The organism is Novosphingobium sp. AP12, assembly GCF_000281975.1.
Classification (GTDB): domain Bacteria; phylum Pseudomonadota; class Alphaproteobacteria; order Sphingomonadales; family Sphingomonadaceae; genus Novosphingobium.
Genome location: NZ_AKKE01000061.1, coordinates 1 through 12782 on the forward strand (window position 1 = coordinate 1; position 12782 = coordinate 12782).

General features: G+C 68.5%; 14 protein-coding genes. 13 read left to right on the plus strand and 1 reads right to left on the minus strand.

Features of this window, described 5'->3' with window-relative positions; genetic code table 11:
• On the plus strand, nt 1-742 hold a 742-nt coding region (locus tag PMI02_RS10585), incomplete at its 5' end, for a DUF1214 domain-containing protein (protein ID WP_007682396.1).
• Nucleotides 743-745: 3 nt separating this feature from the next.
• Here the strand turns inward: PMI02_RS10585 and PMI02_RS10590 are convergent.
• Nucleotides 746-1036 carry a 4a-hydroxytetrahydrobiopterin dehydratase gene (locus tag PMI02_RS10590; protein ID WP_007682398.1) on the minus strand — a complete coding sequence of 97 codons (291 nt, stop codon included), beginning with the start codon at nt 1034-1036 and terminating at the stop codon, nt 746-748.
• Between the two features lie 47 nt (nt 1037-1083).
• Between PMI02_RS10590 and ccmA the strand changes: the two genes are divergently transcribed.
• The 12 genes from ccmA to mraY all read left to right on the plus strand — a co-directional run bounded on the left by ccmA (nt 1084) and on the right by mraY (nt 12773).
• Nucleotides 1084-1674, plus strand: coding sequence for a heme ABC exporter ATP-binding protein CcmA (ccmA, locus tag PMI02_RS10595; protein ID WP_007682400.1), 591 nt, complete (start codon nt 1084-1086; stop codon nt 1672-1674).
• Entirely contained in the window at nt 1671-2330 is a 660-nt protein-coding gene (locus PMI02_RS10600) for a heme exporter protein CcmB (protein ID WP_007682403.1), read from the plus strand. The genes ccmA and PMI02_RS10600 overlap by 4 nt, the downstream gene beginning before the upstream one ends.
• Nucleotides 2331-2390: 60 nt before the next feature.
• Entirely contained in the window at nt 2391-3416 is a 1026-nt protein-coding gene (locus PMI02_RS10605) for a cysteine synthase A (protein ID WP_007682406.1), read from the plus strand.
• A 40-nt stretch (nt 3417-3456) separates the two neighbouring features.
• Nucleotides 3457-3804, plus strand: coding sequence for a hypothetical protein (locus PMI02_RS10610; RefSeq protein ID WP_007682409.1), 348 nt, complete (start codon nt 3457-3459; stop codon nt 3802-3804).
• A 1-nt stretch (nt 3805) separates the two neighbouring features.
• A complete protein-coding gene (locus tag PMI02_RS10615; RefSeq protein WP_036503382.1) occupies nt 3806-4597 on the plus strand; it encodes a DUF4350 domain-containing protein in 792 nt (263 codons plus the stop codon).
• Between the two features lie 340 nt (nt 4598-4937).
• A complete protein-coding gene (locus PMI02_RS10620) occupies nt 4938-5441 on the plus strand; it encodes a division/cell wall cluster transcriptional repressor MraZ (RefSeq protein WP_007682416.1) in 504 nt (167 codons plus the stop codon).
• Entirely contained in the window at nt 5438-6439 is a 1002-nt protein-coding gene (gene rsmH, locus PMI02_RS10625; RefSeq protein ID WP_007682420.1) for a 16S rRNA (cytosine(1402)-N(4))-methyltransferase RsmH, read from the plus strand. The genes PMI02_RS10620 and rsmH overlap by 4 nt, the downstream gene beginning before the upstream one ends.
• Complete coding sequence (locus tag PMI02_RS10630; RefSeq protein ID WP_007682423.1) at nt 6436-6969, plus strand: hypothetical protein; 534 nt, start codon at nt 6436-6438, stop codon at nt 6967-6969. The genes rsmH and PMI02_RS10630 overlap by 4 nt, the downstream gene beginning before the upstream one ends.
• Nucleotides 6966-8741 carry a penicillin-binding protein 2 gene (locus PMI02_RS10635; RefSeq protein ID WP_007682426.1) on the plus strand — a complete coding sequence of 592 codons (1776 nt, stop codon included), beginning with the start codon at nt 6966-6968 and terminating at the stop codon, nt 8739-8741. The genes PMI02_RS10630 and PMI02_RS10635 overlap by 4 nt, the downstream gene beginning before the upstream one ends.
• A complete protein-coding gene (locus PMI02_RS10640; protein WP_007682429.1) occupies nt 8738-10198 on the plus strand; it encodes a UDP-N-acetylmuramoyl-L-alanyl-D-glutamate--2,6-diaminopimelate ligase in 1461 nt (486 codons plus the stop codon). Before PMI02_RS10635 ends, PMI02_RS10640 begins: the two co-directional genes overlap by 4 nt.
• 6 nt (nt 10199-10204) lie before the next feature.
• Complete coding sequence (gene murF / locus PMI02_RS10645; protein ID WP_007682432.1) at nt 10205-11686, plus strand: UDP-N-acetylmuramoyl-tripeptide--D-alanyl-D-alanine ligase; 1482 nt, start codon at nt 10205-10207, stop codon at nt 11684-11686.
• Between the two features lie 16 nt (nt 11687-11702).
• On the plus strand, nt 11703-12773 hold the full coding sequence (gene mraY, locus PMI02_RS10650; RefSeq protein WP_007682433.1) for a phospho-N-acetylmuramoyl-pentapeptide-transferase: 1071 nt from the start codon (nt 11703-11705) through the stop codon (nt 12771-12773).
• Nucleotides 12774-12782 lie beyond the last annotated feature (9 nt).

Sequence of the window (12782 nt, forward strand, 5' to 3'; positions counted from 1 at the left end):
GCTCGCCTATTGGGAGCGGCTCGCCGCCATCATCGAGCGTGAGCCGCTCGCCGAGCGCGACCACTTCTTTCTCGAGATGCTGAAGCCGCTGGGTATCGCCAGGGGGCGGCCCTTCGAACCCGATGCCCGGCAGTCCGGGCTGCTCGAGGAAGGCGCGCTGGTGGGCGAGGCGATGGCGAAGGCCAACACCTACGATCGCCGCTTCCCGAACGTGAAGTATCGGGCCGGCGCCGACTGGGACCACGCACTCAACCTGGATGCGGACGATCCGGCCGAGTACTGGGACCGTTTGGACGAGCGCGCCTCGTGGTTCTACGAGGCTTATTCCGCGGCCGCCGACATGTCGCCGAACAAGCCGGGGACGGCGTCCTCAGCCTACCTCGGTGCCTACCGCGACAGCGCCGGGGACTGGCTCGACGGTGCCTGCACCTACCGCCTGCGGGTGCCTGCAAATCCGCCGGCCGACCTGTTCTGGTCGCTCACCCTCTATGACCTCGACACCCGCTCTCTGCTGCTCAACGACCAGAAGATTGCGGACCGCTCGTCGCGCATGGACCTGAAGGTCAACGACGACGGTTCGGTGGACCTGTGGTGCGGTCCGCAGCGGCCGCAGGGCTTCGACCGGAACTGGATTCCCACTGTGCCGGGACGCGGCTGGTTCGCCTACTTCCGCCTCTATGAGCCGACCGCAAGATACTTCGACGCCAGTTGGCCACTGCCGGACTTCCAGCGGACGGGTTGAGGCTCAGGCGATCGAATCGATGAACTTCGCCATCGCCACGTCGCGGGTGCTGAGGCCGTTCGCATCGTGGGTGGTCAGCGTGATCCGAACGGCCGAGTAGACGTTGAACCACTCCGGATGATGATCCGCCTTGTCCGCGTAGATCGCCACGCGGGTCATGAACCCGAACGCCTCGTTGAAGTCGGCGAACTTCAGCTCCTTCTCGATGGCGAGACCATCTTGGCGCAGCGCCCAGCCGGAGAGCGCCGCAAGGGCTTCGTCGGCTTCGGCGTCGGTCAGGCGGGCAATGGGCATTTCGGTCTCCTTGGCAGGGCCACGCGTTTCACCTATCGCTCCGCCCCATGCAAGAGGCTGAACCCGCGCGCGTTACCGTGACCGACCTGGCGTGCAGGCGCGGCGACCGGATGCTGTTCGCGCGCCTGTCGCTAGCGCTCGGCGCGGGCGAGGCGGTGCAGGTCGCCGGGCACAACGGCATCGGCAAGTCGAGCCTGCTGCGCATCGTCGCGGGGCTGGCCCCTGCCTATGCGGGTTCGGTCAGCGTGGAGGGTGCTATCGGCCTGCTCGACGAGCGGCCCGCGCTCGATCCCGCATTGCCGCTGGGCAAGGCGCTGGCGTTCTGGGCCCTGCTCGACGGCGATGCGGGCACCGACCACCTGCGCCGCCTGGGCCTCGCCGCGTTGCTCGACGTGCCGGTGCGCTACCTCTCCACCGGCCAGAAGAAGCGCGCCGCGCTCGCCCGTTTGCTGGGGCAGAAGGCGCAGGTATGGCTGCTGGACGAACCGCTCAATGGGCTCGACAGCCACGCGGCAGAGCTCACCGAAGCCATCGTCGCCGAGCATTGCGCGAGCGGCGGCATCGCCGTGATCGCCTCGCACCAGCCGTTCCGCCTGGCCGGGATGCGCGTGCTGCCTCTGCCGGAATACGCGGCATGATGGGGCGCGTGACGACCCTGCTGCGCCGCGACCTCGCGCGGCTGCTGCTCGGCGGCAAGGGCGGCGGGGCGCTGCTGCCGGTGCTGTTCTTCCTCTCGGTGGCAATGCTCTATCCCTTCGCGGTGGGCCCCGACGCGCCGCTGCTGGCGCGGACCGGCGGCGGGGTGATCTGGGTCGCCGCGCTGCTCGCCGCGATCCTCCCGCTCGACCGGCTGGTGGAGCCCGACATCGAACTCGGCCTGTTCGACCAGTGGGCGCTGCGCGGCATCTCCGAGGAACTGGTGATCGCCGTGCGCGTCCTCGCCCACTGGCTGAGCTTCGGGCCGCCGCTGATGCTCGCCGCGCTCCCCGCCGCCGCGCTGCTCGGGCTCGACGGTGCAACCCTGCGCATCGTCGAGATTGGGCTGCTGGCGGGCACGCCGGGCCTTGCCGCGCTGGGCGTCACCGTCGCCGCGCTGACCGCCGGCCTGCGCGGAGGGGCGGCGCTTTCGGGCCTGCTGGTGATCCCGATGGCCGTGCCGGTGCTGATCTTCGGCGCCGGTAGCCTCGGCACCGGAGGCACCAGCGGCCTGGCGCTGACCGCCGCCGCCAGCCTAGTGCTGATCGCCATCGCGCCCTTCGCGGGAGGGGCGGCGGTGCGCGCCTCGCGGGGGTGACCCGCAAGTTTGCGATCAAATCATTTGCGCCGGGCTTCCGGTCTTCCTAACTCTCGCGCCATGACCGCCTCCCAGACCGCCGCGCCGCCCGCCCAGCCCTCCAGCCTCGACCTCATCGGCAATACGCCGCTCGTGCTCCTCAAGGGCCCGAGCGAGGCCGCCGGCTGCGAAATCTGGGGCAAGTGCGAGTTCGCCAACCCCGGCGCCTCGGTGAAGGACCGTGCGGCGCTGTGGATCGTGCGCGACGCCGAGGAGAAGGGCGCGCTCCTGCCCGGCGGGACCATCGTCGAGGGCACCGCAGGCAACACCGGCATCGGCATCGCGCTCGTCGCCAACGCGCTGGGCTACAAGACGATCATCGTCATGCCCGAGACCCAGTCGCGCGAGAAGATGGACACCCTGCGCGCACTCGGCGCCGAACTGGTGCTGGTCCCCGCCGCGCCATTCTCGAACCCCGGCCACTTCGTCCACACCTCGCGCCGCCTCGCCGAGGACACCCAGGGCGCGATCTGGGCCAACCAGTTCGACAACATCGCCAATCGCAAGGCCCATATCGAATCGACCGCGCCCGAGATCTGGGAGCAGATGCAGGGCCGGATCGATGGGTTCACCTGCGCGGCCGGCACCGGCGGCACCATCGCCGGCACCGGCATGGGCCTCAAGGCCTTCGACGAGAACGTGACGATCGCGCTGACCGACCCCTACGGCGCTGCGCTCTACAACTACTACGCGCATGGCGAACTGAAGGCCGAGGGCAATTCCGTCGCCGAGGGCATCGGGCAGGGGCGCATCACTGCCAACCTCGAAGGCGCGCCGATCGACACCCAGTTCCGCGTCTCCGACGAGGAGGGCCTCGAATGGGTCGCTCGCCTGCTGAGCGAGGAAGGGCTGTGCCTCGGCCTGTCGTCCGGCATCAACGTGGCGGGGGCGGTTGCGCTGGGCCGCAAGCTGGTCGCAGAAGGCAGGGCCGAGCCCCGCGTCGCCACGATCCTGTGCGACACCGGCTTCCGCTACCTCTCCTCGCTCTACAATGCGGAGTGGCTCGAGGCGAAAGGCCTGCCGGTCTTCCCATGGCTCGTGAAGTGATATAAACGGTCCGTCTATGGCAGGAAACATTCCGCCTTTTATGGTCGATCCGAAAAGCATCCTCGAACCGCTGCAGGCGCCGACGCACTTCATGCCGCCGTCCGCGCGAGAGTTGCGCTCGCAGGCCGTGTACCGATTGCAGATCGGCCTGTTCGGCCTGTTCGCGATGCTGCTGATCGTCGGCCTCGCCAACATCATCCGCGATCGGCTCCGGCTTTCCGAGACGACGGACCCGATCCAGCAGGTCGTCGCGGTGGACGCCAAGCCGACCCGCACCGCGAGCGATCCGCTCGCCGACATCGGCGTCGTCCCCGCCTCTGACCCCACGCCTACGCCGACGCCCTCTCCGGATGTTTCCGGCGAACCCGGTGCGCCGGCCGCCCCGTAAGGTGCGCCTCAAGCCGGTCCTGCTCCTTGCCCTCGCGCTGGCCGGGTGCGGCGAGGGCGGGGCGGTATCGTCACGGGCACCGGAGACGATCGGGCTCTACTCCAGCCTGCCGATCACCTGGAACGAAAGCGCCGACATTCGCGGCCTGCTCTCGGACGACACACTTCCGCACTGGGCACTGACCACGCTGCGCCAGCGCGGACGGGTGATCCCGCTCGACACGCTGGCGAACGGCGCGGGCAAGCTCCCGCTCCCGGCGACCGCCATTCTGATCCTCGCGCAGCCGCGTCCGCTGATGCCGCAGGAGAACGTCGCGCTCGACGCCTGGGTACGCGGCGGGGGCCGGGTGCTGCTGCTGGCCGACCCGATGCTCACCGCCCATTCGCTGTTCGGCCCCGGCGATCCCCGCCGCCCACAGGACATTGCGATGCTCTCTCCGATCCTTGCGCGCTGGGGGCTCACGCAGGAGTTCGACGACGAGCAGGCCGCCGGCGAACATGTCGTGCGCCTGCCCGAGGGCGACCTGCCGGTGAACCTCCCGGGCCGATTCCGCCTTTCGGGGATGAACGGGGATGGGGCCGGAATGGGGACGGCCGGGGAAACGGTCTCCAACTGCCAGGTCGAGGCGGAAGGACTGGTCGCGGATTGCACGGCCGCAAAGGGCCGCATTCTTGCGCTTTCCGACGCTGCGCTGCTCGAGAATCCGGAGGAACCGGGCGCGGTCCAACTGCGCCGCATGATTCTCGGCGCCTTGCTCGATCGTGTGTCTGCTAGAGGCATTTCGGGGAAATGATGGGGATGGGCGGGGAAGCCATGGGGATGGCGGGGGATTGCTGGGTTTTCGCCGGTAAAATCAGCGATTCCCAGGACGTTACATCGACCCTGTCGATCCCGGAAAGCCCTGGGTAGACCAACACCCGGCCGTCGCGCGGTCCGGTTCGGGGGATAAATCACCTGCTTTCCCCAAATTTCCCTTTAATCGCCTGATTTCCCGTTATAGAAGAACGGTCAATCGGAATGGCTGAGTCTCGCCGTGTCTCATGGAGATGCGGGGCCCGGATGCGCGCGTGCGTGTTCGGGGCAGGGCTCGGCTGTGTCCGGGATGGTCACTTCAGGGGCGAAAACAGGCGGACATGGCTGGGCAGCCGTTCATCTACAGCGGGCAGGGCTTTTCGCTTCTACGCGACAAGAACCGCTTCGTGCTGCCGAACGTGCTTCGCTCGACCGTGCGCGATTCGAGCAGCCGCGACGTGCTGTTCCTCGCCAAGCATCCCGAGTGGAAGTGCCTCGTCGGCTTCGGCCAGTCGCGCGTCGACGAGTTCGAAGCGCAGCTAGACGCCGAGCAGGCCCGCGCGGACGGCGCCGGCCGCCCCTTCAATCGCGACAAGCGCGCGATGCAGCTCTACAATTTCCAGCAGGTGCCGTTCGACGGCAGCGGCCGCTTCACCATGCCCGAGGCCCTGACCAGCCTTGCCGCGCTGGATGACCAGCTGTTCTTCCAGGGCATCGGCCGCACGATCCTGATCTGGAACCCTGAAGAACTCTACAAGCTCGCCGACGATCCCGAGTTCGAGGCCGCGATCGCGACCTGCCGCTCGCTGCAGGACGCCGAGCAGGCCAAGGCGAAGAAGAAGTGAGTACGCCCGACCAGCCCCACATCCCCGTGCTCCTTGAGGAGGTTGTCGCCGCCCTGAACCCCCGGGGCGGCGACATCATCGTAGATGCGACGCTGGGCGCAGGCGGCTACACGCGCCGCCTGCTCGACACGGGCGCGACGGTGCACGCCTTCGACCGCGATCCAGACGCGATCGCCGCGATTGTGGGAAATCCGGGGAAATGGCCGGAACTCGCCGAAAATCCGCCCCGCCTCGTGTTGCACGCCCGCCGCTTCTCCGAAATGGTCGAAGGGTTGGCGGACGCAGGGGTAGACAGCGTTGACGGCGTGGTGATGGACATCGGGGTGTCGTCCATGCAGCTGGACCAGGCGGGCCGGGGCTTCGCGTTCGGCGCCGACGGCCCCCTCGACATGCGCATGAGCCAGGACGGCATGTCTGCCGCCGACTTCTGCAACGAGGCCGACGAGACCCAGATCGCCGACGTGCTGTTCCTCTACGGGGAGGAACGCCAGTCGCGCCGGGTCGCCCGCGCGATCGTCGCCGCGCGCCCGCTCGAGACCACCGCCGATCTCGCCCGCGCGGTGCGCAAGGCGGTGGGCTACAACCCCGCCTACAAGGGCAGCAACGCCCCCAAGGACCCGGCGATCCGCAGCTTCCAGGCGATCCGCATCCACGTGAATGGAGAGCTGGACGAGCTGGACGCCGCACTCGATGCTTCCGAGGTGTTGCTGCGCGAGGGCGGACGCCTGGCCGTGGTGACATTCCACAGCCTGGAAGACCGCAAGGTGAAGCGCTTCCTGCGCGATGCCAGCAGCGCCGGCAAGACCACCTCGCGCTACCTGCCGCAGGCCGCCGCCGCGCCCGCGCCGTTCGAGGTCGCCGGCAAGGCGGTCCGCCCCGGCGAGGCCGAACTGGCCGTCAATCCCCGCTCGCGCTCCGCCACCCTGCGCAGCGCGGTCCGCACCGCTACCCCCCCGAGAAACCCTGTTGGGACCCCCAACCACAGGAGCGCCGCATGAACTTCACCAGTGACCGTGTCCGATCGATCGGCTGGATTTCCGTGCTGGTGGTCTGCGGGGCGATGACGATCGGCCTCACGCTGCGCGTCAACGCAGTCAAGAGCCAGGTCCACGACACCGAGAAGAAGATCGTCTGGGTCAAGCAGGACATCGACTTCTTCGAGACGGAGTTCGCGACCCGCTCCAACCAGCAGGCGCTCAAGCAGCTCAACGACCTCGAGTTCGGCTACAAGGCGCCGATGGCGGCGCAGTACATCGAGGGCGAGCGGCAGCTGGCGGCGCTGGGCGCGGTGCCGGGACCGGGCGCTCCCGCGCCGATCCGCTACGCCAACGCCGAAAAGCCCGAGGGTAAGCAGGGCTCGCTGCTGGCGATGGTCTCGCCGGTCAGCGGCGCCACCGCTGCCGCGCTGCCCGAAGCGCCGAAGGCAGGGAAGGGCCGCGATCCCGAGCGCGAGGCGATGGCCCGCGACGCTGCGGCGATCGGCAAGCGGCTCGCCCGCATCGAAGTGGCGGAGGCTGCCCAGCAGTGAACGCGCAGACCTTCTCGTTCGGCACCATACCGACGACGGTCTCGACCGGCCGGCGCAAGCTCGTCAACGTCCGCCAGCGCTCGCTGCTGGTGGCGAAGCTGCGCACCTTGTGGATTCTCGGCGTCTTCGTGCTGGTCACGGTCTGCGCGCTGGGCCGCATCACCTATTTGGGCTTCACGGGCGTGACGCCGCGCCATGGCGAGCTGGGCGACCTCCTGATCCCCAACCGGGGCGAGATCGTCGATCGCAACGGCGTGCCGCTGGCGCGCGATTTCCGCGTCTATTCGCTCTGGTTCAACCCCAAGGCGATGACCGAGGGTTCCTCGCTGGTGCACAGCCCCGAGGAAGTCGCCGCCGGGCTGCTGCGTATCTTCCCCGACCTCGACCGCGACGAGATCGTCGCCAAGCTGCGCGCGGGCCAGCCGTGCTATCTGCGCAAGTCGATCCTGCCGGAGGACGCCAACAAGGTGCACGCTCTGGGCGAACCAGCGCTCGAGTATCCGCTGGAGGCCACGCGCTTCTATCCGCAGGGCTCGATGGCGGCGCACGTGCTCGGCTACGTCGACAGCTACGGCCACGGCAAGGTCGGCATGGAACAGGCGTTCAACGACCAGCTCATCAGCGCCGAGGGCCGGTCGGGTTCGTCGGTCCTGTCGATCGACTTCCGCGTCCAGAGCGCGCTGGAGGATGAACTCGCCCACGCCATGGTGCTGAGCAAGGCCAAGGGCGCGGCAGGCGTCGTGCTCGACGTCGACAGCGGCGAGATTCTCGCGCTGGCTTCGCTGCCCTCGTTCGACCCCAACCACGTCAAGCCCACCGACATGGTGATCTCGGCGGAGGAAGCCCGCCAGGGCGACGTGCCGCACGGTTTCAACCGCGTGACCAACCAGGTCTACGAACTGGGCTCCACTTTCAAGCCGATCACGGTCGCCTCCGCCATCGACGCGGGCGTAGTGACGGACATGGGCAAGCAGTGGGCCGCGACGCCGCTGCACGTGGGCCGCTTCACCATCCACGACCTGCACAACTACGGCGCTTCGCTCAACGTGCCGGAGACACTGATCCACTCTTCGAACACCGTCACCGCGCGCATCGCCGACGAACTGGGCGGTGTGCGGCTCAAGAAGACGATGGAAGCGCTCGGCATGAACGAGCGTCCCTACGTCGAGCTTCCCGCCAAGGGCTTCCCGATCTGGCCGAGCGGCGAGTGGCCGCGCCTGCGCACCATGACCGTCGCCTACGGCCACGGCATCGCGGTGACCCCGCTCCACCTTGCATCCGCCTACGCCGCGCTCGTCAACGGCGGCATCTGGCGCCCGGCGACGCTGCGCAAGCTCGATCCCTCGGCCATTCCCGCCGGTCGCCGCGTGTTCCAGGCCTCGACCAGCGCGCGCATCCGTCAGCTGCTGCGCATGATCGTGCGCTACGGCACCGGCCGCAAGGCCGACGCCCCGGGCTTCCGCGTCGGTGGCAAGACAGGTTCGGCCGAGAAGCCGGGCGTCGGCGGCTACCGCAAGTCCTCGCTGATCGCGACGTTCGCCTCCGCCTTCCCGATGGACAAGCCGCGCTTCGTGGTCATCGCCATGATGGACGAGCCGCAGGGCACCGCCGCCACCTCGTTCCAGCGCACCGCCGCCTGGAATGCCGCGCCGGTGATCCAGCGCGTCGTCCCCCGCATCGGCCCGCTGCTTGGCGTCATGCCCGACGAGACGCGCGACATCGACATCACCGACCTCAAGCCGCTGGTTCCGCAGGGGAGTGACGGGGAATGAAGCTTTCCGCGCTCTGCGCCGCCGCCGGTGTCGCCTTCCCGGGGACCGATGCGAATGTTACCGGCTTCGCGATCGACAACCGCAAGGTCGCGCCCGGCACCGTGTTCGGCGCGTTTCGCGGCACTCGCTTCAATGGAGAGGACTTCATCGCCGCCGCCATCGAGGCGGGCGCGGTGGCGGTCGTCGCCCACCCGGACGCGCATGTCGAAGGCGCGATCCATTTTGCGGACGAGGAACCGCGCCGGCTATTCGCGGCGCTCGCCGCGCCGTTCTTCTCGCCCGTGCCCCAGACGCTGGTCGCGGTCACCGGGACCAACGGCAAGACCTCGACCGTGGAGCTGACCCGCCAGATCTGGCGCATGGCCGGCCAGCGCGCCGCCTCGATCGGCACGCTGGGCGTCACCACCGGCGACGAGACCGTTTCCACCGGACTCACCACGCCCGACATCGCGACCTTCCTCGCCAACCTGTCCGGCCTCGCGCGCGAAGGCGTGACGCACGTTGCCTACGAGGCGTCGAGCCACGGGCTGTCGCAGTTCCGCAGCGAAGGCCCGCGCGTGGTCGCGGGCGCGTTCACCAACCTCAGCCGCGACCATCTCGACTATCACGAGACCATGGACGCATATTTCGCCGCGAAGATGCGCCTGTTCGACGAAGTCGTGGTTGACGGCGGCACGGCGGTGGTCTGGGCCGACGATGCATGGTCGGACAAGGCTATCGCGCATGTGAAGGCGCGCGGACTGAAGCTGTTCACGGTCGGCACGAAGGGCGCGGACATCCGCCTCGTCAATCGCACGCCCACCGGACTCGGCCAGAAGCTGGAGATTGAGCACGAGGGCAAGGCGCGCGTGATCGACCTACCGCTGATCGGGGCCTACCAGGCAGCAAATGCACTCGTCGCTGCGGGTCTGGTGCTGGCCACCGGCGGCGACACGCACTTGACCTTCGACGCGCTCAAGCGGCTGGTGACGGTGCGCGGGCGCATCGAGCGGGCGGCGATCACGCCTTCGGGCGCGCCGGTCTACGTCGACTATGCCCATACGCCCGATGCGCTTGAGGCCGCGATCGCAGCGCTCCGGCCGCATGTCACGGGCAGGCTGATCACGGTCTTCGGCGCCGGCGGCGACCGGGACCAGGGCAAGCGGCCCGAAATGGGCCGGGTGGCGAGCGAGGGGGCAGACCTCGCGATCGTCACCGACGACAATCCGCGCGGGGAAGATCCCGCCACCATCCGCGCCATGATTTTGGCCGGAATGGGGCCGGGAGCGCGGGAAGTGGGCGACAGGCGAGCCGCGATTCGCGCCGCCGTCGCCGAGGCGGCGGAAGGGGACATCGTCCTCGTCGCCGGCAAGGGGCACGAACAGGGGCAGATCATCGGCAGCGGCGACACGATACGCGTCCTGCCATTCGACGACGTCACCGTAGCCAGGGAAATGGCTGGCTCGCTGGGAAGGTAGAAGACGATGGTAGCTGTTGCCCGGATCCTCGATTGGCCGCTCGACCCGGCTGAGGAGAACCTGCAGGTCCTGTGGGACGCCGTCTCCATCGCCCGTGCCGTGAAAGGCACCGCCAGCGCGGACTTCACCGTGTCCGGCGTCGAGATCGACAGCCGCGACGTGCAGCCCGGAGACCTGTTCTTTGCGCTCAAGGGCGAGGCCATGGATGGCCACCGCTTCGTCGAGATGGCCTTCGCCAAGGGCGCGGCCGCCGTCGTGGTCGACCGCCCGGTCGACGGCCCGCACATCCTCGTCGCCGACACCATGGACGCGCTGGAACGCCTCGGCGCGGCCGCCCGCCTGCGGGCGCGCGGTCCGGTGATCGGTGTGACCGGCTCGGTCGGCAAGACCGGCGTGAAGGAGATGATCTTCGCCGCGCTCGACCGCTCCAGCAGGGGTGATGCGCACCGCTCGGTCAAGAGCTACAACAACCACGTCGGTGTCCCCCTCAGCCTCGCCCGGATGCCTGGCCGCGCCCGCTTCGGCGTGTTCGAGATGGGCATGAACCACGCGGGCGAGATCGCCGCGCTGACCCGTCAGGTCCGCCCCCACGTCGCCGTCATCACCACGATCGCGCCCGCCCACATCGAGATGCTGGGCTCCGAGGAAGCGATCGCCCGCGCCAAGGCCGAGATATTCGAAGGCCTGGAGGCAGGCGGCACCGCCGTCATCCCCATCGACAGCCCGCACTACGGCGCGCTGCGCGAAGCGGCGCTGGCATGCGGGGCGCAGGTCGTCGCGTTCGGCAAGGCCGCCGACGCCGACGTGCGCCTGCTCGACACGGTGGCGGCGATCGGCGGCGGCTCGCTCGTCACGGTCGACATGGGCGACCGGCGCGTGTGCTACACCGTCGCCGCGCCGGGCGAGCATCAGGTCATCAACTCGCTCGCCGTCATGGCGGCCGTACGTGCGGTCAAGGGCGACTTAGGTGCCGCCGGTGTCGCCCTTGCGGAGATGGGCGGAATGGCGGGCCGCGGCGCCCGCGTCGAGATCGACGTCGAGGGCGGCGAGCCCGATGCGGATGGCCGCCGCAAGGCGCTGCTGATCGACGAAAGCTACAACGCCAACCCCGCCTCGATGCGCGCCACCCTCGCGCAGCTCGGCCGCGCCCCGGCGCAGCGCCGGATCGCGGTGCTGGGCGCGATGAAGGAGCTTGGCAGCCATGGCCCCGACTACCACGCCGCGCTGGCCGGACCGATCCGCGAGGTCCCCGTCGACTATGCCGTGCTGGTCGGCGAGGAGATGGCCGCTCTGGCGGCGGAATTGGGGAAATCCCCGCCTTCCGAGGTTGGCAAACCCGTGCCCTTCGCGCATTGCCCGAGTGTGCGGGAAGCTGTCGAAACCTTGCGCGCATTCGGGCTCCGGCGGGATGATGCCATCCTTGTCAAAGGCTCGAATTCGGTAGGTCTGGCGGCCCTCGTGACGGCGCTCAGCAAGCAGGAAGGGTAGGGCGAAAGCCCACAAGATGTTGTATCTCATCGCAGATTTGTTCCACTACGAGGGACTTGCCAACCTCTTCCGCTACCAGACGTTCCGTTCGGGCGCGGCGCTGATGACGGCGCTGGTGATCGGCCTGATCATCGGCCCCAAGTTCATCAACATGCTGCGAATCCGCCAGGGCAAGGGCCAGCCCATCCGCGAGGACGGTCCGCAGAGCCACCTCGCCAAGCGTGGCACTCCCACCATGGGCGGTCTGATGATCCTGACCTCGTTGGTCCTGACCATGTTCCTGTACATGGACGTGACCAACCCGTTCGTCTGGGCCTGCATCGCGGTGACCGTAGGTTTCGGTATCATCGGCTTCCTCGACGACTACGACAAGGTGACCAAGCGCCACCACGCCGGCCTGTCGAGCAAGGTGCGCCTGCTTCTCGAATTCATCGTCGCGGGCATCGCCTCGTACATCATCGTCAGCCAGCTCAACACCAACCTCTACGTGCCGTTCCTTTCGGGTCGCTACATACCGCTGGGACCGTTCTACTATGTCTTCGCCGCCGTCGTGATCGTGGGAGCGGGCAATGCCGTGAACCTGACCGATGGTCTCGACGGCCTCGCGACGATGCCCGTCATCATCGCGGCGGGCACCTTCGCGATCATCTGCTACCTCGCCGGCCGCGTCGACTATGCGACGTATCTCGGCATCCCGCATGTGCCGCGCGCGGGTGAACTGGCGATCTTCTGCGCCGGGATCATGGGGGCGGGCCTCGCCTTCCTGTGGTTCAACGCGCCGCCCGCTGCCGTCTTCATGGGCGACACCGGCAGTCTTGCCCTCGGCGGAGCACTGGGCTGCATCGCCGTTGCCGCGCACCACGAGATCGTGCTCGCCATCGTCGGCGGCCTGTTCGTGCTGGAGGCGGTGTCGGTCATCATCCAGGTGTTCTGGTTCAAGCGCACCGGCCGCCGCGTCTTCCGCATGGCGCCGATCCACCACCACTTCGAGCAGAAGGGCTGGAAGGAATCGACCGTCGTGATCCGCTTCTGGATCATCTCGATCGTGCTCGCCGTGATCGGCCTTTCGACCCTGAAACTGCGTTGAGGGGCTCCG